This is a genomic window from Synechococcus sp. WH 8101, from assembly GCF_004209775.1.
In the GTDB taxonomy this organism is placed as follows: domain Bacteria; phylum Cyanobacteriota; class Cyanobacteriia; order PCC-6307; family Cyanobiaceae; genus Synechococcus_C.
Genome location: NZ_CP035914.1, coordinates 2,578,497 through 2,599,096, shown reverse-complemented (window position 1 = coordinate 2,599,096; position 20,600 = coordinate 2,578,497). Strand labels below are relative to the sequence as shown.

The 20,600-nt window shown below is 62.9% G+C and carries 23 protein-coding genes; 7 read left to right on the top strand and 16 right to left on the bottom strand.

The features are described from left to right. Window positions 1-14 precede the first annotated feature (14 nt). Window positions 15-2,615, bottom strand: coding sequence for a bifunctional aconitate hydratase 2/2-methylisocitrate dehydratase (acnB, locus tag SynWH8101_RS13795; RefSeq protein WP_130130239.1), 2,601 nt, complete (start codon window positions 2,613-2,615; stop codon window positions 15-17). Between the two features lie 112 nt (window positions 2,616-2,727). On the opposite strand from acnB, the gene SynWH8101_RS13790 reads away from it, so the two are divergent. Continuing rightward, on the top strand, window positions 2,728-3,798 hold the full coding sequence (locus SynWH8101_RS13790) for a 3-deoxy-7-phosphoheptulonate synthase (protein ID WP_130130238.1): 1,071 nt from the start codon (window positions 2,728-2,730) through the stop codon (window positions 3,796-3,798). 124 nt (window positions 3,799-3,922) lie between these two features. Beyond that, window positions 3,923-4,243 carry a hypothetical protein gene (locus SynWH8101_RS13785; RefSeq protein WP_130130237.1) on the top strand — a complete coding sequence of 107 codons (321 nt, stop codon included), beginning with the start codon at window positions 3,923-3,925 and terminating at the stop codon, window positions 4,241-4,243. On the opposite strand, the gene SynWH8101_RS13780 is transcribed toward SynWH8101_RS13785, so the two are convergent. From SynWH8101_RS13780 to SynWH8101_RS14245, 6 genes are all read right to left on the bottom strand, one after another. Further along, window positions 4,240-4,878, bottom strand: coding sequence for a diacylglycerol/polyprenol kinase family protein (locus SynWH8101_RS13780; RefSeq protein ID WP_130130236.1), 639 nt, complete (start codon window positions 4,876-4,878; stop codon window positions 4,240-4,242). The genes SynWH8101_RS13785 and SynWH8101_RS13780 overlap by 4 nt on opposite strands. 8 nt (window positions 4,879-4,886) lie before the next feature. After that, window positions 4,887-5,909: an RpoD/SigA family RNA polymerase sigma factor gene (locus tag SynWH8101_RS13775; protein WP_130130235.1), complete on the bottom strand. Its 1,023-nt coding sequence runs from the start codon at window positions 5,907-5,909 to the stop codon at window positions 4,887-4,889. 248 nt (window positions 5,910-6,157) lie between these two features. Continuing rightward, the gene (gene ppk1, locus SynWH8101_RS13770) at window positions 6,158-8,293 is read right to left on the bottom strand and encodes a polyphosphate kinase 1 (protein WP_130130234.1); all 2,136 of its coding nucleotides are present in this window, start codon (window positions 8,291-8,293) and stop codon (window positions 6,158-6,160) included. 40 nt (window positions 8,294-8,333) lie between these two features. After that, complete coding sequence (locus SynWH8101_RS13765; RefSeq protein ID WP_130130233.1) at window positions 8,334-9,581, bottom strand: MFS transporter; 1,248 nt, start codon at window positions 9,579-9,581, stop codon at window positions 8,334-8,336. 27 nt (window positions 9,582-9,608) lie between these two features. Further along, complete coding sequence (locus SynWH8101_RS13760) at window positions 9,609-10,673, bottom strand: anthranilate phosphoribosyltransferase family protein (RefSeq protein ID WP_130130565.1); 1,065 nt, start codon at window positions 10,671-10,673, stop codon at window positions 9,609-9,611. Between the two features lie 73 nt (window positions 10,674-10,746). After that, complete coding sequence (locus SynWH8101_RS14245) at window positions 10,747-10,923, bottom strand: hypothetical protein (protein ID WP_165380886.1); 177 nt, start codon at window positions 10,921-10,923, stop codon at window positions 10,747-10,749. Between the two features lie 239 nt (window positions 10,924-11,162). Between SynWH8101_RS14245 and cynS the strand changes: the two genes are divergently transcribed. Further along, a complete protein-coding gene (gene cynS / locus SynWH8101_RS13755) occupies window positions 11,163-11,615 on the top strand; it encodes a cyanase (RefSeq protein WP_130130564.1) in 453 nt (150 codons plus the stop codon). Window positions 11,616-11,716: 101 nt separating this feature from the next. Here cynS and SynWH8101_RS13750 read toward each other — a convergent pair whose 3' ends face one another. The 5 genes from SynWH8101_RS13750 to SynWH8101_RS14235 form a co-directional block, all read right to left on the bottom strand. Beyond that, entirely contained in the window at window positions 11,717-12,448 is a 732-nt protein-coding gene (locus SynWH8101_RS13750) for a HEAT repeat domain-containing protein (protein ID WP_130130232.1), read from the bottom strand. An 11-nt stretch (window positions 12,449-12,459) separates the two neighbouring features. Beyond that, entirely contained in the window at window positions 12,460-13,341 is an 882-nt protein-coding gene (locus tag SynWH8101_RS13745) for a formate/nitrite transporter family protein (protein WP_130130563.1), read from the bottom strand. Between the two features lie 79 nt (window positions 13,342-13,420). After that, complete coding sequence (locus SynWH8101_RS13740) at window positions 13,421-13,555, bottom strand: ferredoxin--nitrite reductase (protein WP_130130231.1); 135 nt, start codon at window positions 13,553-13,555, stop codon at window positions 13,421-13,423. 88 nt (window positions 13,556-13,643) lie between these two features. After that, window positions 13,644-15,185: a ferredoxin--nitrite reductase gene (locus tag SynWH8101_RS13735; protein WP_130130230.1), complete on the bottom strand. Its 1,542-nt coding sequence runs from the start codon at window positions 15,183-15,185 to the stop codon at window positions 13,644-13,646. A 224-nt stretch (window positions 15,186-15,409) separates the two neighbouring features. Continuing rightward, the gene (locus SynWH8101_RS14235; protein ID WP_165380884.1) at window positions 15,410-15,583 is read right to left on the bottom strand and encodes a hypothetical protein; all 174 of its coding nucleotides are present in this window, start codon (window positions 15,581-15,583) and stop codon (window positions 15,410-15,412) included. A gap of 111 nt (window positions 15,584-15,694) precedes the next feature. On the opposite strand from SynWH8101_RS14235, the gene SynWH8101_RS13730 reads away from it, so the two are divergent. Then, the gene (locus SynWH8101_RS13730; protein ID WP_370587035.1) at window positions 15,695-16,303 is read left to right on the top strand and encodes a CbiX/SirB N-terminal domain-containing protein; all 609 of its coding nucleotides are present in this window, start codon (window positions 15,695-15,697) and stop codon (window positions 16,301-16,303) included. After that, a complete protein-coding gene (cobA, locus tag SynWH8101_RS13725) occupies window positions 16,300-17,115 on the top strand; it encodes a uroporphyrinogen-III C-methyltransferase (RefSeq protein ID WP_254427988.1) in 816 nt (271 codons plus the stop codon). Before SynWH8101_RS13730 ends, cobA begins: the two co-directional genes overlap by 4 nt. Here the strand turns inward: cobA and moaB are convergent. Then, entirely contained in the window at window positions 17,093-17,638 is a 546-nt protein-coding gene (moaB, locus tag SynWH8101_RS13720) for a molybdenum cofactor biosynthesis protein B (protein WP_130130561.1), read from the bottom strand. The two genes, cobA and moaB, sit on opposite strands and share 23 nt — an antisense overlap. An 82-nt stretch (window positions 17,639-17,720) precedes the next feature. On the opposite strand from moaB, the gene SynWH8101_RS13715 reads away from it, so the two are divergent. Further along, window positions 17,721-17,966: a MoaD/ThiS family protein gene (locus tag SynWH8101_RS13715; protein WP_254427987.1), complete on the top strand. Its 246-nt coding sequence runs from the start codon at window positions 17,721-17,723 to the stop codon at window positions 17,964-17,966. Window positions 17,967-18,007: 41 nt separating this feature from the next. Further along, the gene (locus tag SynWH8101_RS13710) at window positions 18,008-18,460 is read left to right on the top strand and encodes a molybdenum cofactor biosynthesis protein MoaE (RefSeq protein ID WP_130130229.1); all 453 of its coding nucleotides are present in this window, start codon (window positions 18,008-18,010) and stop codon (window positions 18,458-18,460) included. A 2-nt stretch (window positions 18,461-18,462) separates the two neighbouring features. Here the strand turns inward: SynWH8101_RS13710 and SynWH8101_RS13705 are convergent, their stop codons facing one another. The 3 genes from SynWH8101_RS13705 to SynWH8101_RS13695 are packed head-to-tail and all read right to left on the bottom strand — an operon-like array spanning window position 18,463 to window position 20,453. Next, window positions 18,463-19,701, bottom strand: coding sequence for a molybdopterin molybdotransferase MoeA (locus tag SynWH8101_RS13705; RefSeq protein ID WP_130130228.1), 1,239 nt, complete (start codon window positions 19,699-19,701; stop codon window positions 18,463-18,465). Beyond that, the gene (gene moaC / locus SynWH8101_RS13700) at window positions 19,691-20,203 is read right to left on the bottom strand and encodes a cyclic pyranopterin monophosphate synthase MoaC (protein WP_130130558.1); all 513 of its coding nucleotides are present in this window, start codon (window positions 20,201-20,203) and stop codon (window positions 19,691-19,693) included. The genes SynWH8101_RS13705 and moaC overlap by 11 nt, the downstream gene beginning before the upstream one ends. Before the next feature lie 34 nt (window positions 20,204-20,237). Next, the gene (locus tag SynWH8101_RS13695) at window positions 20,238-20,453 is read right to left on the bottom strand and encodes a hypothetical protein (protein ID WP_130130227.1); all 216 of its coding nucleotides are present in this window, start codon (window positions 20,451-20,453) and stop codon (window positions 20,238-20,240) included. Window positions 20,454-20,600: the final 147 nt, after the last annotated feature.

The following is a 20,600-nucleotide window of genomic DNA, read 5'->3' as shown; positions in this document are numbered from 1 at the left end:
GATCGGGGTCGGCGTCAGACCCCGGCCATCACCTCCGCCTGGTCACTGGCGCTCACGACCCGTCCCGCATCAGCAAAGCCTTCGATCTGATCGAAGTTGAGATAGCGGTAGAGCTCATCGGAGAGGGGATCGATCTTCTCCGCAGCGATGCGTCGATACTCCTCCGCTGTGGGGATCCGGCCGAGCAGGGCACACACGGCAGCCAGCTCGGCACTGCCCAGATACACCTGGGCACCCTTGCCCAGGCGGTTGTTGAAGTTGCGGGTGCTGGTGGAGAACACGGTGGTGTTGTCCTCCACGCGCGCCTGATTGCCCATGCAGAGGGAGCAGCCCGGCATTTCCATCCGACTGCCCGCCGCCTCGAAGATGGCGTAGTAGCCCTCTTCCTTCAGTTTGTCCTCATCCATGCGCGTGGGCGGGCAGACCCAGAGGCGGGCCTGGTTGCTGCCAGCCCCTTCCAGCACCTTGGCCGCGGCCCGGTAATGGCCGATGTTGGTCATGCAGGAGCCGATGAACACCTCCTGCACCGGATCACCGGCCACTTCGCTGAGCCGTTTCACGTTGTCGGGGTCGTTGGGGCAGGCCAGCACCGGTTCGGTGAGTTCATCGAGGTTGATCTCGATCACCTCCGCATACTCGGCATCGGCATCGGCGCTGAGCAGGCTTGGTTTGGCCAGCCAGGCTTCCATGGCCTTGATCCGGCGCGCCAGGGTGCGGGCGTCGGTGTAGCCGCGAGCAATCATGTTCTTCATCAGCGCCACGTTGCTGCGCAGGTACTCGCTCACGGTTGCTTCCGAGAGTTTGATCGTGCAGCCGGCGCAGGAACGTTCGGCGGAGGCATCGGTGAGCTCGAAGGCCTGCTCCAGCTTCAGGTCTGGCAGCCCTTCGATCTCCATGATCCGGCCGTTGAACACATTTTTCTTGTTCGCTTTCTCCACGGTCAGCAGACCGCGCTGGATGGCCACCCAGGGGATGGCGTTCACCACATCCCGGAGCGTGACGCCCGGTTGAAGCGAGCCGCTGAAGCGCACCAGCACCGATTCGGGCATGTCGAGGGGCATGGCGCCGATGGCGGCGGCGAAGGCGACGATGCCCGAGCCACCGGGGAAGGAGATGCCCAGGGGGAAGCGGGTGTGGCTGTCACCGCCAGTCCCCACGGTGTCGGGCAGCAGCATGCGGTTGAGCCAGCTGTGAATGATGCCGTCACCGGGACGGAGGGCGACGCCTCCCCGCTCAGCGAAGAAATCGGGGAGCTCCTTCTGGGTCTGCAGGTCCACCGGCTTGGGATAGGCGGCGGTGTGGCAGAAGCTCTGCATCACCAGATCGGCGGAGAAGCCGAGGCAGGCCAGCTCCTTCATCTCGTCGCGGGTCATCGGCCCGGTGGTGTCCTGGCTGCCGACCGTGGTCATCAACGGCTCACAACTGGTGCCGGGTCGCACTCCCGGCAGACCGCAGGCTTTCCCCACCATCTTCTGGGCCAGGGTGAAACCCTTGCCGCTGTCCGCCGGCGCAGCGGGACGGATGAACAGATCGGAGGGGGGCAGTCCGAGCTGGGCGCGCACCTTGTCGGTGAGGGCGCGCCCGATCATCAGGGGGATGCGTCCGCCGGCCCTGACCTCGTCTTGGATCGTGTCGGGCTTGAGTTCGAAACGGGCGATCACCTCGCCGGCGTCGGTCTCCCCCGCCGCCCTTTCGATCGTGCCGTTGTGGGGACGGATCGTGATCACGTCGCCGGTGTGCAGGGCGGAGACGTCGCATTCGATCGGCAGGGCGCCGGAGTCTTCCGCCGTGTTGAAAAAGATCGGTGCGATTTTGCCGCCCAGGATCACGCCCCCGGCCTGTTTGTTGGGCACATGGGGAATGTCGTCCCCCGTGTGCCAGAGCACGGAATTGATCGCTGATTTGCGCGAGCTGCCGGTGCCCACCACATCGCCCACATAGGCGACGGGATGGCCCTTTTGCTTCAGCTCAGCGATCAGCTCCAGGCCGCCGGGCATGCGGCTTTCCAGCATGGCCAGGGCGTGCAGGGGGATGTCGGGGCGCGTGGTGGCGTGGGTGGCCGGGGAGAGGTCGTCGGTGTTGGTTTCGCCCTCCACCTTGAACACCGTCACGGTGATCTCCGCGGGCAGCTCCGGCTTGGCGGTGAACCACTCGGCGCCCGCCCAGCTGTCGACCACCTGCTTGGCAAAGCGGTTGGAGCTGGAGAGCTCCATCACATCGTGGAAGGCGTCGTACACCAGCAGCGTGCGGCTGAGCCCTTCGGCGGCAGCCTTGGCCAGTGCGTCGTCGTGGTGTTGCAGCAGCTCGATCAGGGCGGCCACGTTGTATCCGCCCACCATCGTTCCCAGCAGACGCACGGCGTCCAGGGGCGATACCAACGGGCTGGTGGTACTGCCCTGGGCAACGGCGCTCAGCCAGGTGGCTTTCACATAGGCCGCTTCATCCACCCCGGGCGGGATGCGTTCGCTGAGGAGGTGCAGCAGCTCCTGTTCTTCACCGGCAGGAGGCTGTTCGAGCAACTGGGTGAGGGCCTGCGTCTGCTCCGCGGTGAGGGGCAGGGGCGGGATCCCCTGGGCAGTCCGTTCGGCGGCGGCGGCGCGATAGGCACTCAGCATGACGATGGCTCAGGCAGCGGTCTTGACATCCATTCTTCTTGTTGGAGCGCACCGGCCGGGTGTCGGTTGCTGCCGGGATTGTCCGTAATCTGGGTTTTTCCGGTTGAGGGGCATGACCACCACCTCCGATCTGCATGTGGTGGAGAACCGCCCACTGGTGGCTCCAGCTCTCTTGCACGCGGATCTCAGAACCGATGCGGCGGCTACAGCCACGGTGGTGGGCACCCGCAGGAAAATTCAGTCCATCCTTCGCGGCGACGATCAGCGTCTGCTGGTGATCGTCGGCCCTTGCTCGGTGCACGATGTAGAGGCGGCGCGGGAGTACGCGCGTCGTCTGGCGCCGCTGCGTGAGCGGCATGCCGCCGAACTGGAAGTGGTGATGCGGGTGTACTTCGAGAAACCGCGCACCACCGTGGGTTGGAAAGGGCTGATCAATGATCCGCATCTCGATGGCTCTTACGACATCAACACCGGCCTGCGTCTGGCGCGCTCTTTGCTGCTCGACCTGGCCCGCGTCGGCATGCCGGCGGCCACGGAGCTGCTCGATCCGGTGGTGCCTCAATACATCGCCGATCTGATCAGCTGGACGGCCATCGGCGCCCGGACCACCGAAAGCCAGACCCACCGCGAGATGGCCTCAGGCCTGTCGATGCCGGTCGGCTACAAAAACAGCACCGATGGCAGTGTCACTATCGCCATTCACGCGATCCAGGCGGCCTCCAGGCCCCATCATTTTCTGGGTATCAACGGGCAGGGCATTGCCTCGATCGTGAGCACCACCGGCAACCCGGATGGCCACTTAGTGCTGCGAGGCGGCAGCCGGGGAGCCAACTATCACCTGGATGCGGTGCAGGAGTCGGCGGCGGCCCTGGCGGCGGCAGGCCTGCCCGATCGTTTGATGGTGGATTGCAGCCATGGCAATTCCAATAAGGATTACCGTCGCCAGGGTGAGGTGCTGGAGGCGGTCGCCGCCCAGGTGCGGCAGGGTTCTGATCATGTGATGGGCGTGATGCTGGAGAGCCATCTGGTGGAAGGCAATCAGAAGCTCAATGCCGATCGCACGGCGATGACCTACGGCCAGAGCATCACCGATGCCTGCATCAGCATCGACACCACCGAAACCCTGCTGGAGCAGTTGGCAGCGGCGGTGGCGGCGGGCCGGCCGTTGGCACTCTCGCGGTAAGAGTGCCAGCTTGCTTGAGGCGCAGCATCTAAAAGTGTGAGGCTTAAGAGATGCGTTCAATCTGAACTTCTTCCTCTTTGTTAATGCCTACATTGGCGCCATCTGTTCAGGAGGTAGGGCGCTGATGGTGTTTTTGCATTTCTTTGGATTCGGAGATTCGCTGCGCTTGTTTGAACTCGAGCGGCAAACCGGGCTTGTCTTGCAGGGCTTCCGCCCCCTCCAGCTGGATGGGGTGTTGCAGTGGAGTCAGGCGGCGGCGGCCCAGCAGCATTGGGATGGCGAGCTGCTTCAGCAGCAGGTGATGCGTCTCTGGATGGAGAAGGCGGAACAGATCCGTGTCTGGCAAGCACGGTTGCGTCAGCTGCCCCAGGAGCAGGTCCTCGTCGCCGGTCTTGGCAGCCACGGCGACTGGGGCCGGCACTGGGAGCATCTGTTGCGGGTTTAGGTCAGCCAGCGCCAGCAGAGGGCCACGCCGATCGGCACACTGAGATTGTCCAGCCCCCAGCCACTCAGCTGTTCCAGCGCTGTTGCCAGCAGGCTGATGCTCACCAGGGTGATCCACGCCACCGGCTGAGCCGTCAGTGCGGCGAGGCTGCTCAGCACGATCAGGCTCACCAGAGCCATCGTGAGCGTGCCCACCACTGATTTTCGTTGACCCCACAGGCTCCAGCTGGCGGAGGGAACAGCCCGACCCATCAGTCCGGCGAGGCCATCCCCGAAGGCCATCACCAGCACGCCACTGCACACCACCGCAGCGTGGTCTGGCCAGAACATGATCAGCAGCAGGCTGATCGCCAGTCCGTAGGCCACGGTTCCATAGCTGAAGCGCTGCACATCTTCCACTCCTGGCAGCAGGCGCCAGCGGTGGTTGATCAGGGCGATCAGGGTGGCCAACAGGGCCGTGGGCACGGCCAGCATGGCTGGAATCTGCAGCCACCAGGCCAGGAGCACCACCGGACCTGTGCCGATGTGCACGATTTTGCGGCTGAGCTCCTTGCGTTCGGGCCAGCGTTGGGACGTCAGCACGGCACCGATCAGCACCAGCGCCATCCAGGCGGCAATCAGCAGCAGGGAGGGCACCGGCGCGATCAGGCCGCTTGTTGGTGGTTGCTCATCATGCGCAGCTTCAGGATCGCTTTCGCTTCCAGCTGTCGCACCCGTTCACGGGACACGTTGATCTGGCGTCCGATTTCCGCCAGGGTCAGTGGCTCTTCGCCGTCGAGGCCGAAGCGCAGGCGCAGGATTTTCTGCTCCCGGTCATTCAGCTGGGCCAGCCAGCCGCCGAGGTGTTCCTTCTGGATGCTGCGGTCCATCCCTTCCATCGGTTCATCACCGTTGGGATCTGGGATCAGTTCGCCGAGGGTGCTGCGGTCTTCTTCCCCGCGGGCGTGGGCATCGAGGGAGGCGCAGGGGGCGCTTTGGGAGATCAGATCCTCGAGATCCTTGGGTTCGATCCCCATCGCATGGGCCAGTTCGAGCCGGTTCGGCTGGCGGCCGAACCGGTGCGACAACTCCCGGGAGATGCGCCGCATCTTGGAGAGCTTTTCGCTGATGTGAATCGGCAGTCGAATCGTCCGGGCGCTGTTGTCGATCGCCCGGGTCATGCCCTGGCGAATCCACCAGTAGGCATAGGTCGAGAACTTGTAACCCATGGCGGGGTCAAACTTGTCGACAGCTCGCTCCAGGCCGATCGCCCCTTCCTGCACGAGGTCCAGCAGTTCCAGGCCCTGGTTCTGATACTTCTTGGCAACGCTCACCACCAGCCGGAGGTTGGCGGCCATCATCCGGTCGCGCGCCCGTTTGCCCATCCGGATTTGGTGGCGCTGCCGAGGGGTGCGCTCAGCTTCGGGCAGCTCTAGCAGCTGCTTCATGGCCTGCACATGGTGGGCCAGCTCGATCTCTTCAGCCGCAGTGAGCAGGGGCACCCTGCCAATGCTGCTTAGGTAATAGCCGATCGAGTCGGTGGAAAGACGCCCACTGGATCGCGTGGAGCGATTGGATGGCGACAGTCGTGCACGTGTGTTGCCGCGAGCACTGGATGTGTTCGGCAACGCAGGTTCCATCGAAGTGGAGTTTTTGGCTCCCCCCGTGGATTCCAGAGGGATCCCCATCACCCTGGCCTCCTGAAATTAGATTTGGGCGAAATTTAGCACCGCCGCTCGGGGGTGGTGGCGCTGAATCGGAAGTCTTTCAGGAGCTCCAATCGTTGCGATTCAGTGCTGGCCTGTCATGGAGAAAGTTTGCGGATTCAGGAATTTTTGTGAGTCGCGGTTACTGGGTTTTAAGGAGCAATCGCAAGGGTCAAGATGTAGCCAACGCGACGTTTTTTAATCCCACTCTCTTGTTGTCTCAGTGATTTTCAGCTTTGTTCCGTGATGCCGTTGCGCCAGAGGTCGATCAGCTGCAATTGGGAGCTGCGTGGCTCACCCTCGCTGCAGCGGCGGCGGAAGCTGCCGTCGCTCTGCATATCCCAGGAACCCGCATCATCAGCAAGGTAGAGCTCCAGCAGCCGTTCCAGTTGCTGGCGCAGGGCCGGTTCTTCCACTGGAGTGACGGCCTCCACCCTGCGGTCGAGGTTGCGGGGCATCCAGTCGGCACTGCCGATGAACACCTCCGGCTGGCTGGCGTTGGCGAACCAGAAGATCCGGGAGTGCTCCAGAAACCGTCCCAGAATGCTCACCACGCTGATGGTCTCGCTGAGTCCTTTGCGTCCTGGATAGAGACAGCACATGCCTCGAATGATCAGCTCGATCGTCACGCCAGCCTGGGAGGCCTCGTAGAGCAGGGCGACGATGCCGGGATCCACCAAGGAATTCATCTTGGCGCGGATGTGACCACCACGACCTTCCTGGGCGTGCTGAATCTCGCGGCGGATCAGTTGTTCCATTCCCTTGCGCAGCGACACGGGTGCCACCAGAAGCCGTCGGAAACTCTGCTGCTTGGAGAAACCGGTGAGGTAGTTGAACAATTCCACCAGGTCCTGCCCGAGTTCGGGGCGGGCCGAGAGGAGGCCAACGTCGGTGTAGAGCCGCGAGGTTTTTGAGTTGTAATTGCCGGTGCCGATATGCACATAGCTGCGCAGCCGCTCTTTCTCCCTGCGCACCACCAGCACAATTTTTGTGTGGGTCTTCAGGCCGAGCACGCCATACACCACGTGCACCCCGGACCGTTCCAGGTGCTTGGCCCACTGAATGTTGTTGTCTTCATCGAAGCGGGCCTTCAGTTCCACCAGGGCCATCACCTGCTTGCCGTTTTCGGCCGCTCGAATCAGGGCAGCGATGATCGGTGAATCCTTTGAGGTGCGATAGAGGGTCATCTTGATCCCCATCACCAGGGGATCATCGGCTGCCTGGTTGATGAATTCCTCCACGGAGGTGGAGAACAGGTCGTAGGGATGGTGCAACAGCACATCCCGGCGGCGAATCACCGAGAAGATGCTTTCGAACTCCTCTTCTTTGATCGAGCCGTCCTCCAGCATGCTGCGCTGAGCTCGGGTCAGCAGGGCCGGGGTCTGCCCGTTGTGGCTCGGATCCTTGAGCTGGGGCAGGGGAATCGCCAGCAGACCGAAGAGATCGTCGAGGCCCAGGGGCCCGCCGATTCGATAAAGATCTTCTTCTTCCACCGACATGCCTTCCATCAGCATCTCGATCACGTCCTGAGGCATTTCGTCGGCCACCTCGAGGCGCACCACCTCACCGCCCATGCGGCGTTTGCGCAGGCCCTGCTCGATCGCGATCATCAGATCGTCGGCTTCGAGATCACGCAGTTCCAGGTCGGCGTCGCGGGTGACGCGGAAGAAATAATGCCCTTCGATCTTCATGCCTGGGAAGAGCAGGCTGAGGTTGAAGGCCACCACCTGCTCCAGGGGCACTGCGGTGTAGAGCGGCTCGCTGTCCATGCCACTCAGATCGGTGGGGATCGCCACAAAACGGGGCAGGATCTTCTGGGGAACCTTCACCCGTGCTAGCTGGCGTTGTCCGGTCTGTGGGTCAAGGATCAGGGCAGCGACGTTGAGGCTGAGGTTGCTGACGAACGGAAACGGGTGGGCCGGGTCCACCGCCAGGGGGGTGAGAACGGGGAAGATCGCGGTCTGGAAGTAGTTGTCGATCCAGAGGCGCTGTTTTTCGTTCAGTTGCTCATAGTCGAGCAGGTGGGCGCCGTGATCGAGCAGCTGGAATTTCAGCCGGTTCCGGTAGTGCTCCTGCTGTTGTTCCAGCACCGGGGTCAACCGATCGCGGATCGCATGCAGTTGCTCCATCGGGGTCAGCCCGTCTTCGCTGCGGCGGCTGATCCCAGCCTCCACCTGACTCTTCAGCGAGGCGACCCTGACCATGAAGAATTCATCGAGGTTGTTGCTGAAGATGGCGCTGAATTTGGCCTGTTCCAGCAACGGGGTGCGTGGGTCGAGCGCCAGCTCCAGAACCCGTTCGTTGAACGCGATCCAACTCAGCTCCCGATTGATGTAGAGCTCCGGGGCCAGGTGGTGCGCAGACATTGGAAAAGCCTGGTGGGCTGATGCCCGCGCAACGTAGCAATCACAGTCCGGCCCGACGGTGTTCTGGATGTCCGGCTTCGGGCGAGCCTCCCGCCGTCACCAGCAGGATCACCAGAGCGAGTAGCAGGCCCCCGCCCACAAAGGGGCTTGAGGCGCCAATCAGGTCGTAGCTGAGGCCGGCCAGCGGTGGTCCGAGAAAACTGCCCAGACTCTGCAGTGCCTGCAGGCTGCCGAGGGCGGCACCCTGCCCTTCGCCATCGAGACGACGGGACACGAGGCTGCGCAGGCTGGGGGTGACCAGGCCAGTGCCGGTGGCCAGGATGGCGACGGCGCTGAACACCCCCAGGCGGGCCCGCTCCGGATCGGTGGCGGGGATGAGCAGGCAACCGGCGATCACCAGTCCCAGGCCGATCAGGGTGAGGCGCCACTCTCCGAAGCGTTTCACCAGGGGACCGATCAAACCGCCCTGCACCAGGGTGGCGACCACGCCCACGATCAGGAAAGCCGTGGTGGCGAGTTCCGGCCCCCAGTTGAACCGCTGCTTGAAATAGAGCACCAGGATGGCGGTGAAACCGTTGAAGGCCAGGAAAAAGAGAAAGAAACCCAGGCAGAGTCGACCCACCGCCGGGTTGCCCATGACGCGGGCGATTTGTGCGAAGGGATTGAGGTCCCGTTTGCGCGGCATCTGCCGGCGGGCGTCTTGGGGGTGGGTTTCTGGCAGCAGTAGCAGCACGACCACCAGGTTGAGCAGGGCGAACCCCGTGGCGACCCACACCGGCAGGGTTACGGTCAGTCGCGCCAGCTGTCCCCCCAGGAAGGGGCCGATGATGAAGCCCAGACCGAAGGCGACGCCGATCAGGCCGAAGGCCTGGGCGCGCCGTTCCGGCGGCGTCACATCCGCCAGAACGGCGCCGGCTGTGGCTGCGGTGCCCCCACTGACACCGTCGATCAGCCTGGCTCCAAACAGCAGGACCAGGGGCAGGCCGGACCCGGCCGGCCAATCCAGGCTCACCGTGACGGCAAACAATCCGAGTCCCAGCACAGAGCCGCTCACGCAGGTGGCGATCACTGGCCTGCGCCCGTAGCGGTCGCTGAGCGCGCCGATCAGGGGTGTGACCGTGAACTGGGCCAGGGCATAACTGCCGGCGAGCAGGCCGAGGGTGCGGCCATCGGCATTAAACCCCGCCAGCAAAAAAGGCAGCAAGGGAAAGACGATGCTTTCGCCCAGCCGATCATTGAGCAGCGTCAGAAAGGCGCTGAACAGGGTGGGTACGTGAAACCGTCGCAAGGCGGGAACGCCAGGGAGATTCCCCCCTCATACCGCAGCGCGCCAGGCGATCAGCTCCTGGAGCTTGGCGTCGGCTTCACCGTTCTGCAGACACGCTGTCGCCTGCTCGAGGCCGGCTTCGAGGCTGGCGCTGATGCCGGCGAGCCAGAGGTAGGTGCCGGCATTCCAGCGGAGGGAAGCCGCCAGGGGGCCCTGGCCCTGAAGCGCTTCTCGGGCCTGCAGGGTCCAGATGTCCAGGGTCTGCCATTCCGGATCCGGCCCGAAACAGCCGTGGTCACGCGGGTGGAGGATCAATCGCTCAGCGCTCATGCCGTTTGCCATCCGGGCCGTGATGCAGGCCCGGCCGATCGGCAGGTCGGTGCTGCCCTCCAGCCCCTTCACCGTGATCACATCCTTTTCCTGCAGCAGGCGCAGGGTTTCCCAGGCGCGGCTTTCGGTGGGGGGATGCACGAATCCGCTCACCAGCAGATGGTCGCCGCGATGGGCGGTCCAGAGCAGTTCAGCGCTGGCCACCGGTGGGCGTTTTCCCAGGTCATCGCGATGGCGGATCAGGTTGTCGGCGAGGGGAAAGTGATCGGGTTGATGGATCAGGGCGAGGCCATGGGTCTGGAAACCGCTCTCCAGCGTTGATAGGTCGAGCCCTTCCAGGGCAAGGCCAAGGGATCCGAACAGCTCCACGGCGGTGACGCCGTATTTCACCGGCATGCGCGCACCTCCCTGAAGCAGCACCGGTTGGCCGGCTGCGAGCAGCACCAGAGCCGTGAGGGGATAGAGGGGGGCCGTGCGGGTGCGTCCGTCGTAGGGCATGCCGACACACAGGGGGCGGCGCTGGCCAGCGCCACTCCGCAGGCTTGGCCCCCGATCTCGGTAGACATCCACCATGCCTGCCAGTTCCTGGGGCTCCGGGCGACGAATGCGATGGGCGATCAGGAAGGCACCGATCTGGGTGTCGCTGGCACCGCCGGTGAGCATCAGTTCCAGAGCTTCGGCCGCCTCCGCTCGACTCAGCCCCCGGCTGGTGTGTTCGCCGCTGCCCACTTTGCGCAGCAATGCTTTGAAACGGCTGCGGGGGTCGGTGGGTGGAGACGCCAGTTCAGGCAAGGGGAAAGTGAATCGAATGGAGCCGATCGTTCTTCATCGCTTCACCCCTTGGAGGTAGCAATGGTTACCAATGGGCCAGGCCGGTTTGTTGCCCATGCAGGGGATGGTCGGGGTGGTGGCGACCTTCGGCGTAGTACAGCCGCTCCATGATCAGGTTGGGGAAAGGGCGCGGCGCTGAGGGTGATGGGGCGGAGGGACGGCCCTGTTGCCACGCTTTGAGTGCGTTTCGGATTCTGGACATCATGGTGAAGCAGAACGTCCTACATCGAATTCAGTTTGAGGGTCTGCTGGTGATGATTCCGTCGCATCGACTGCGGAATCATCAACGCGATCTTGATGTTTGGTAGCCGATGCTTCAGTCGGGCCAGGCGTGGCGCGAGAGGGTGACTTCACTGCTGAGACATCTCTCGCGAGATGCTGATTTTGAGGCAGTGCACACCCTCACGTTTCAGCATGACGGCTTCCACATTGACCCCCACATTGGCGGCTCCTTCGCAGGCCACCATTACCGCCACGTTGATGGCTGCAAAAAAAGCCAAAGGCATGAGCTTTGCAGACCTGGAAGCAGCGATGGGGCTTGACGAGGTCTGGATCGCTTCACTGTTTTATGGCCAGGCCACCGCATCGGCACAGGAGGCTGAAAAGCTGGCCTCCCTGCTGGATCTCGATCCGGCCATCACGGCCGCCATTCAGGAGTTTCCCACCAAGGGAAGCCTGGATCCAGTGATCCCGACGGATCCCTTGATTTATCGGTTTTATGAAATCATGCAGGTGTATGGCATGCCCCTGAAGGATGTGATTCAGGAGAAATTTGGTGATGGCATCATGAGCGCGATTGACTTTACCCTGGATGTCGACAAGGTGGAGGATCCCAAGGGCGATCGGGTAAAGATCACCATGTGTGGCAAGTTTCTTCCTTACAAGAAATGGTGAGTTGCCACTGACCAGCAGTGGTGCTGACCAGCAGTGCTTGGGTGAACAGGCGGAACATGGTCAAGCCCGGCATCATGCCGGGCTTTTTTGTTGGCCAGTGTTCACATGTCCAACTGCTGCTCAAGCTGGCGCATTGCCTGGCGCTGTCTTTCCCCTGGCGGAAGCTCATCGGCAAGCGCCTGCAGCAAGGCTCGGCTGTGGGGTGTGGCGATGCAGCCCAGGGCTTTCAGGGCAGCCTGGGCACTGGCTTCCGATCCGTGCCTGCCGATCTGGGCCAGGGCCTCACTGATGCTGGGGTCATCGCGGCGTTGCAGCAGGCGAATCGCCGCAACCGTGACCGGATCACGCCAATCCTCCAGGCAAGGGGCACAGAGGCTCAGCAGCGTTGGTGCATCCAGTTGATGGGCCTTGAAGCGGAGCAATCGCAGCCCCGTGAGGCGCATGGACTGGGATGGTGCCTGCAGGATTGGGGTGAGTTCGCTCAGCGTCAAGGCGGCACCCCAGCACTGCAGGGCATCGAGCAGGGCGGGATCGGCATGGTGGCTTGCGGCCTCGTTCTGCCGCAGTTGAGTCAGCAACCAGTCGCGAGCCGGCTCCTGATGGCAGAGGCCGGCGGCATGTACCAGATCCGGGCTAGGGCCAAAGCGTTCGATCAGGGTGGCGATCACGGGCCAGCCGCGGCCTGCCATGAGCCCGAGTTGTTCGCTGATGGCTGCCCGCAGTTCAGCAGAAAGGCTGGGGGAGTAGGTCTCCCCCAGCCAGGATGGATCGAGTGGATTCCGGCGGGATTGCGAGAGCCGCTCCCAGAGAGCGGCCTCATCGATCACAGACACAACGCGTAGATTCAGCGGGCGCCGAGCTCGGCAGCCAGTTCACGCTCCAGTTTCTCATCATGCTCTTGGGGCAGCACGTTTTCGATCTTGGTGCGATGGGTGCTGTAGAAGAGCATGCCGATGAACACCATGCCACCGATGATGTTGCCGATCGTGACGGGCAGGAAGTTCCAGAAAATCACCTTGTAGAAGGGAACGCCGGAGCCCAGGATCGGCCCTGCCGTGTGCAGAAACTGGTTCACCACGATGTGTTCCATGCCCATGGTTTGGAACGCCGTGATCGGCAGCCAGCAGGCCAGCAGTTTGCCGGGAACACTCTTGCTCACCAGGGCCATGGTGACGCCCAGGCACACCAGCCAGTTCGCCACCATGCCGCGCAGGATGGCCAGGAAAAAGCCAAGACTTCCCAGCGCTTCGTATTTTTTCTCGACATTGGCGATGTTGAGGCTGATGATCTTCTGGGCTACTTTCTGCCACACGCCACCATCGGCTGAAGGATCCACCGTGCCACCGCTGGTGAGGCTGATGGCCATGATCACGGCCACCAGCAGGGTGCCGATGAAGTTGCCGATCCACACCCAGCTCCAGTTGCGGAATGTGGCACTCCAGGAGCTTTTCCCTGCCCAGGTGGCCATGGGCAGCAGGGCGAAATTACCGGTGACCAGTTCCATGCCAAAGAGCACGATGCTGGCGAACCCGAAAGGGAAGAGAACGGAGCCGAGGAAGGGCAGTTTGCTCTGAATCGCCACGGTGAGGGCGAGGATCACGGCGAGTCCAAGGATGGCGCCGGAATAAAAACCACGCAGCAGCAGATTTTTCACGCTGACGGTGGCTTTCTTGCCGCCAGCGGCGATCATGCCGTCGACCAGCTCATTGGGCAGGACGTAGTCCATCTGGGAGGCGGAGGCACTCATGGAATCGGGGCAGGCAAGGGTGGGTGGAGGAGAGAACGGAACGGATTTGGATCGACTTTCAACCGCTGATGCGGTTCATCAACCTGGAGAACAGATCCTGTTGCTCTTGGGGGCGTGAAATCGGTGCTTGATCCGCACCGCAATGGCTGAACCAGTTGATCAGTCGGGAGAAGAGATCGTTGGAGGGGCGCATCGCAATCGTTGGCAGGAGGTTGTTGGAATCAAGTTGTGAGGGGCCATGGCTTCAGAAGGTCAGCGCCACGCTCCCGCGCCGGAGTGGGTCAGTGACGGGGCCGGGCGCCGAAGCGCTCGATCAGCACCTGGCGCAGAACCGACTGGATCTGCTCGGCGGGAATGGCTTTTTCGGCAACGGAGCCGATCTGTGGGTCAGCACCCTGGGATCCCCCCAGGGTGAGGGTGTAGCCCTCACCCATTGCGCCGTCGGCGTTCTTGGCCTTGGTGCCGGTGAGACCGATCGCCCCCATGTAGGCCTGGCCGCAGCTGTTCGGGCAACCGGTCCAGTGGATCTTCAGCTCTTCGGGGAGCTCCAGCTCGGCATCCAGAGCTCGGGCAGCTTGCAGGGCCTGATCCTTGGTGTTGGTGAGGGCAAAACCGCAATAGGTGCTGCCGGTGCAGGACACGGTCCCAGCGGCGACACTTCCGGGAGCGAGGGGGAAGCGTTCCAGCAGCGGATCCGCTTCCAGGGCGCTGAGGCGATCGGTCGGGATCCCTGGAAGGATCACGTTCTGATCTTCGGTGAAGCGAACTTCTCCGCAGCCATGCTCGAGGCTGGCGTTCGCCAGATCGTGCAGGTCCTCCGCCGTGAGTCGTCCGACCGGAATGTGGAGGCCGGCGAAATGGAGGCCGTGTTGTTTCTGCGGATGGATGCCGTAATGGGAACGGGGTTCGGCGTCAAAGGTTGAGCCCGGATCGGGGGTGAGTGGCCCGAAGCGCTCCTCCACCATGGCCCGGAACGGCTCCAGCCCCACCTGATCGAGATAGAGGCGGAACCGTCCTTTTGGTCGCTTGTCGCGTTCACCGTTGTCGCGCCAGATGCTGATCACGGCATCGGTGATGGCGCAGAGTTGATCAGGCTTCACCCAGGCATTGAGCGGCAGCGCATAGGCATTCATCTGGGAGGAGAGAATGCCACCGATCCACACACCGAACCCGAGCTCGCCATTGTGCTCGACCGGATGAAACACGATGTCGTTGTGAAGTAGGAAGTGATCCTTCGAGCCGGCGACAGCCGTGTTCCATTTGCGCGGCAGGTTGGAATAGTCGCTGTTGCCTTCGGCGTTGTTGGTGAGGAAATCGTTGAGAGCTTGGGTGTAGGGGCGGGTGTCGACGATTTCGTGGGGATCGATGCCGGCAAGGGGATTGCCAGTGACGTTGCGGGGATTGTCAAACCCTGATTGGATTGTGCTCAGGCCGGCAAGCTTGAGGCGCTTGAGAATGTCCGGCAGGTCACACAACACAACACCGCGCAGTTGCAGGTTCTGCCGGGTGGTGATGTCGCAACTGCCATGGTCGCCGTAGCGCTCCACGATCGAGGCGACCACCCGCAGCTGCGCGCTTGTGAGCACGCCATTGGGGATGCGCAGGCGCAACATGAACAGCCCCGGCGTTTTCGGTCGCCAGAACATGCCATACCACTTCAGGCGCAGTTGAAGATCGGTTTCATCAACCTCTTCCCAACCGATCCTGGCGAAGTGCTCAAGTTCTGATCCCACCAGGAGGCCATCCTTGGCGGCTTTGTTCTGCTCAATTTTGTTGAGCTTTTTGCCTTCCAGGTATGGCCTGGAAGGTGAGCTTGCGTGCATGATTGTGTTGTGAAGTGCGGTCGCTCCAATCCGGAGCGTCGGTGCAGCACTTCAGAACGAAAGGCGCGCTGCAGGAGTTGTTTAGCGGTTGGCCCGGGGATCCATCGGTAGCGGTTGGAACCAAACGGCTAAGGGATGCGAGCCCGCGATTTTGTCTGTTTCGCTACAAGTGAGTGCGACGCCTTCTGGCTGCATGGCAGCATCTTGATCCATGGGAGTCCTGGTCAGTATTGACGACCGATTTCACCCAGCATTCGCACGGCGCCCTGCCGGATCATCCACCAGACTCTTGCCATCGCCGCCAGGTCACGATCGAGCTCCGACCGACTCTTGGTTGGCATCCGTTCGTGCCGCCTGCGGTGGGATTTGACGCTCGGCCGTGGGCGTTGTCTGGTCATGATGCGATGGCTCTCGATCAGTTCAATCTGACTTCATCAGCGCTTGCTCGTTTTGATCCGTGGCGGTTGTTACGGAAATCCGGTTCCTGCCAGCTCTCTGCACTTCGCTTGGTGGTCCATGGCCGCAGTGGCGGCGTGATTCCATCGTGTTGGCTCGAGTTGGCCGATGTTGTGGCGAGGCGTCGCCAGGCGCCAGTTCTGCTGGAGGCGCTGACAGCGGCTGAACCAGTCCCGGCCGGGGTGATGGTTCCGGGATCCAACCCCGAGCACCAGTGGCTTGTTCCCTTACTACTTCTGCCCGGCAGTCATGTGCGTTCCGATCTGCCACAGATTCGTCAGCGTCTACGCGAGACCGGGACATCCACCACTCTGCTGCCCTTCCTCGGTGCCTGGCCCCACTGGCGTGACTTGCTGGGTCGCTGGCTGACATCTGCGGATGATCTGGCTGCGGCATCTCAGGCTGTGGTGCATCACCCCGTGCGACCGGGGCCTGCCGATCGCTACTTGAACCTTCTGGCAACTCAACTGGGTTGTCCGTTGGTGCCGGCGGATCAGTGGGAGGTTTTTGAGACCGAACATCCGGGGTATCAGCCTCGGCCACTGGCGCTTGCGCCGAACCGGATGGCGGAGGCCCTGCGGCAGGCTGGAGGATCGCCTGCTCTGCTGGAGGTTCCTCTGGTGCGCTCTGGTCTGATCGATCTCCTTGCTGCCCTGCCGTGACCATTGCAACTGCGCACGAATCCAATGTGGGAGACGCAACGGTGGGAACTGTGTATCTCGTCGGTGCCGGTCCGGGGGATCCCGACCTGCTCACGGTGAAAGCGCATCGGCTGCTCCAGGGCTGTGATGCGGTCGTCTATGACTCTCTGGTGCCGCGGGAGGTGCTTGACCTCGTCCCCGAGGGTTCTGAGCGCTATTTCGTCGGCAAGCGCCGAGGGCATCACTCCGTGCCTCAGCCCAGCACCAATGCGGTGCTCGTGGAGTTGGCCCAGCGGCATCGCTGTGTGGTGCGTCTCAAAGGGGGCGACCCCTTCCTGTTTGGCCGAGGCGGTGAGGAAGCGGCCCATCTCGTCAGCCATGGGGTTTCCGTGCAGGTGGTGCCAGGCATCACATCAGGGATTGCCGCACCGGCCTACGCCGGCATTCCCGTCACTCACCGGCGAGCAGGATCGTCGGTGACGTTCGTCACCGGTCATGAGGAGATCGACAAAGTCCGACCCAGTGTCAATTGGCAGGCGCTTGCGCTGGCGAGCGATGGGCTGGTGATCTACATGGGCCTCCATAACCTGCCTCGTATCGCCGCTGAGCTGATTCAGGGTGGTCGACCTGCAGAGACGCCCGTCGCCGTCATCCAGCAGGGCACGGTCTCCGGCCAGCGCTGTCTCAAGGCCACGCTGGCCACGGTGGCCGACCGGACTCGCGATGAGGCGTTGGCTTCGCCTTCGATTGTGGTGGTGGGTGATGTGGTGGCAGAGCAGATCGAGGCTTGTGCGCCTCAGCCGGCGGCGGTCACGATGCCGATTCCCTTTTGAGCTGCTTCGGCGCCTGACGGTCAGCTGCCTCTCGCAACCGGGGGATGAGCTGCACGAGATTGCAGGGTTGGGTCGTTGCATCGAGTTGAGCCTGGATCAAGCGATCCCAGGCGGTTTCGACTGCATCGAGGGAGCCAGGAAGAACAAACACGATCGATCCATTGGCCACGCCCGCCAGGCAGCGACTCTGAAGGCTGCTTGTGCCGATCGTTTCAAACGAGAGCACCCGGAACAGTTCGCCGAAACCGTCGATGCATTTGTCGAGCAGCGGCTCAATCGCTTCCGGGGTGCCGTCTCTCCCCGTCAGTCCGGTGCCGCCGCTGGTGATGACCACCTGCACAGTGTCATCGGCGATCCAGGCGCTGACGCAGGCACGGATCTTGTAGCGATCGTCGGGGCAGATCCGGCGCTCCGCAAGGCAATGACCAGCAGCCTCCAGCCGCCTCTGCAGGGCATCACCAGCACGATCCTCCGCCAGGGTGCGGGTATCGGAAACCGTCAGCAGGGCAATCGAAAGAGTCAGTGCAACATGCTTTGCAGGCGTTGACGCTAAAACCTGCACAGTCGTCGTGGTGGACAAGGTGTCGCAAGGAGGTTCTGAGCAAGTGGCTTCCGAAACCGTGCAGGTGCGGCTCTTCGCGCTGCTGCAGGATCGGGCCGGTTGGTCTGCAAGGGAGTTGCCGCTGCCGGCAGATTCTTGCCTCTCGGCCCTTGATGTGTGGAATCGGCTGAATCTCGGTCCCTGGAGTGCCAGCCTTCGGGTTGCGATCAACCAAAATCTGGTGGAGCCTCAGCAACGGGTGCATGCCGGTGATGAGCTGGCCTTCCTGCCTCCTTTCACCGGGGGGTGATCCGAGTGTTCCGACTGACTCAGATCGCTGACGCTGGACCCATGCACCTCAGGATCGCACTGCGTGATCAACCTTTTTACCCATTCAGCTGCCTCGAGCAATGGCACCGACAGCTCCACGATCAAGGTCATTCCGGTAGCGCTGCCGAGGCCCTATTCATTGGCCGCGTGCGAGGAGAAGCCGCTGATGGCAGTGATCTGGAGGCTCTGGAGCTGGAGCATTACCCCGGCATGACCGAGCGCTCTCTCGAGCAACTGGCTCAAGCCTGTGGCAGGCGCCATCAAGCACGCAGCTGCCTGATTCAGCACCGCGTCGGGCGCGTGCTCCCAGGCGAGCCGATTGTGCTCGTGGCGATCGGTGCCGACCGCCGCGGCCCTGCCCAGCGGTGCTGTCAGGAGGTACTGGAGGCGCTGAAGCATGACGCTCCGTTCTGGAAAAGGGAATGGCACGTCGACGGCAGCAGCAACTGGATCACGGGGAATACACCGCTCTGAGCTCACAGCAGTGGTAGACGCAGCAGCTGAGCCCATAGCTCTGTGCCCGCTTCGAGGGCTCCTGGTTCAGCCGGAATTTCCAGGAGCAGATCTGCCCCTGTCAGTGAACCGATCCGTGAGGAGGCTTGGGACCCCTCCACCCTGGCTTGCAAGGTGCCATCAGCCGCCACCCTCAGTCGAGCCCGCGCCAGCTCCGGCCGGCCGGAACCACGGCGCAGGGGTGCCTCCAGCCTTACCTTCAGCCGTGGCAGCAGCTCAACCTCAGCTCCTTCCAGGCGTTGCAGCGCCGGCCACAGCAGTTGCAGCGCCGTGATCGCTGCCGCCACCGGATTGCCCGGCAGTCCGAAGAAAGGCACCCCCGCCACCTGCCCCCAGGCAAAGGGGCGTCCGGGTTTGAGGAACAGCTTCCAGAAGGCCACCTCCCCCAGCTCGTCCACGAGGGGCCGGATCCAGTCGCTGTCTCCCGCCGACACGCCACCGGTGCTCACCACCACATCACAGGTCGCTGCCAGTTCCAGCAGGGCTTCGCGCAGTGGTTCCGGCGCGTCAGCCACTACCAGCTGTTTGGTCACCGGGTAGCCAAGGCGCTGGAGCAGAGCGGACAGCAGTGTGGAATTGCTCTCCCAGATCTGCCCTGCTCCCCGCTCCTGCCCAGGTGGCACCAGCTCATCGCCGCTGATGAGAAGACCAATGCGTGCGCGATTCGTCAGCTGAAGCGTCTGCACCCCGCAACTGGCCAATCGCCCGAGGTCGGCCACCCCCAGGCGCCAGCCCGATGGCACCAGGATCTGGTCAGGAGCGGCTTCCTCCTCCGGCGGCCGGATCCAGGGGTTGGTCCCGCAGGGTTTCAGTAACTCCATCTGATCACCCGCGGCAGCCACCAGCTCCTGGGGCAGCACGCGTTTGCTCCCTTCCGGCACCACCGCACCTGTGAGGATGCGCACTGCCTCACCAGCTGCAAGCTTGGCGCCATAGGGCGCACCGGCTGCCGAAGTCCCCACCAGACGCCAGCGGGCACCTGGCTCCGGTTGTTCCGCACCGGCGATCGCGTAACCGTCCATGATCGAGGCGCGAAACCCCGGCACTGCGGCCAGCGCCTGCACCGGGCTGGCGGTGGTGCGACCGAGGGCCTGCATCAGGGGTAGAACTTCGGTGCGGCCAAGGGGTTGCAACGCTTCGAGGATCTGCTCGCGCGCCTGCTCCAGCGGCAGCCCTTCGCGGCCGTAAGGTTCAGCCGTCATGGCCTGCCGATGCGACAGGTTCAGCCTCGCGGTGCCAGCTGCCATGGCGCCCGCCATGCTTTTCGATCAGACCAATCGACTCGATGGTCATGCCGGGGTCCACAGACTTGAGCATGTCGTAGAGAGTGATAAGCCCGATCGAGACGGCGGTGAGTGCCTCCATTTCCACACCGGTCTGCCCAGTGGTTCGGCAACACACCCGCAGGCGTAGCCCAGGCAGCTCTTGGTCAGGCTTGATCGCAACCTCGATGCCGCTCAGGGGCAGGGGATGGCAGAGGGGAATCAGCTCGGCGGTGCGTTTGGCGGCCTGGATCGCGGCGACTCTGGCCACGGCCAGCAGATCACCCTTGGGAGTGTTTCCCTGGATGACCCGCTGCAGGGTGCTGGACTTCATGCGCAGGCACCCTTCTGCGACAGCCTCCCTTCGGCTGACGGCTCGATCGCCCACATCGACCATGTGCACCTCTCCTTGGCCGGAGAGGTGGGTGAGACCATCAGCCATCGGCTTGTCTGCGTCTGGGTCCAACGCTTTGGATTCAGCGCTCGCCGAGCACCGACCAAAGGCTGGCCTGGGAAGGAATCACGGGTTTCACGGCCGTCGACCTGGATCCCTCGGCATTCACAGGATGGATCGCGATCTGGCTGAGTACCATCTGAACGGCCAGGGAGCCGACGATGAAGGCACCGATGAAACCGGCGGCGATGCTGATCGGGCTGCGGGTGCTCGTTGCCGAAACGTTGCTGGTTGCCATGGAGGCAGTGCAAGGGATGAAGATCCCACTATGGAAAAGCACTGAATGATTCGCTACCGAATGACCGATTCAGCCCCGGAAATGTCATGGTTCTTTCCGGATTGATGGTGAACCAGTCGGAGGCGTGACCCTCCGAGACCAGCCAGC

Bases quoted from the DNA above. Each gene is read 5' to 3' on its own strand.
- acnB (WP_130130239.1), bottom strand. From the start codon at position 2,615: ATGCTGAGTGCCTATCGCGCCGCCGCCGCCGAACGGACTGCCCAGGGG.
- SynWH8101_RS13790 (WP_130130238.1), top strand. From the start codon at position 2,728: ATGACCACCACCTCCGATCTGCATGTGGTGGAGAACCGCCCACTGGTG.
- SynWH8101_RS13785 (WP_130130237.1), top strand. From the start codon at position 3,923: ATGGTGTTTTTGCATTTCTTTGGATTCGGAGATTCGCTGCGCTTGTTT.
- SynWH8101_RS13775 (WP_130130235.1), bottom strand. From the start codon at position 5,909: ATGGGGATCCCTCTGGAATCCACGGGGGGAGCCAAAAACTCCACTTCG.
- ppk1 (WP_130130234.1), bottom strand. From the start codon at position 8,293: ATGTCTGCGCACCACCTGGCCCCGGAGCTCTACATCAATCGGGAGCTG.
- SynWH8101_RS14245 (WP_165380886.1), bottom strand. From the start codon at position 10,923: ATGTCCAGAATCCGAAACGCACTCAAAGCGTGGCAACAGGGCCGTCCC.
- SynWH8101_RS13745 (WP_130130563.1), bottom strand. From the start codon at position 13,341: ATGGACTACGTCCTGCCCAATGAGCTGGTCGACGGCATGATCGCCGCT.
- SynWH8101_RS13740 (WP_130130231.1), bottom strand. From the start codon at position 13,555: ATGCGCCCCTCCAACGATCTCTTCTCCCGACTGATCAACTGGTTCAGC.
- SynWH8101_RS13735 (WP_130130230.1), bottom strand. From the start codon at position 15,185: ATGCACGCAAGCTCACCTTCCAGGCCATACCTGGAAGGCAAAAAGCTC.
- SynWH8101_RS14235 (WP_165380884.1), bottom strand. From the start codon at position 15,583: ATGACCAGACAACGCCCACGGCCGAGCGTCAAATCCCACCGCAGGCGG.
- SynWH8101_RS13710 (WP_130130229.1), top strand. From the start codon at position 18,008: ATGCACCTCAGGATCGCACTGCGTGATCAACCTTTTTACCCATTCAGC.
- SynWH8101_RS13705 (WP_130130228.1), bottom strand. From the start codon at position 19,701: ATGACGGCTGAACCTTACGGCCGCGAAGGGCTGCCGCTGGAGCAGGCG.
- moaC (WP_130130558.1), bottom strand. From the start codon at position 20,203: ATGGCTGATGGTCTCACCCACCTCTCCGGCCAAGGAGAGGTGCACATG.
- SynWH8101_RS13695 (WP_130130227.1), bottom strand. From the start codon at position 20,453: ATGGCAACCAGCAACGTTTCGGCAACGAGCACCCGCAGCCCGATCAGC.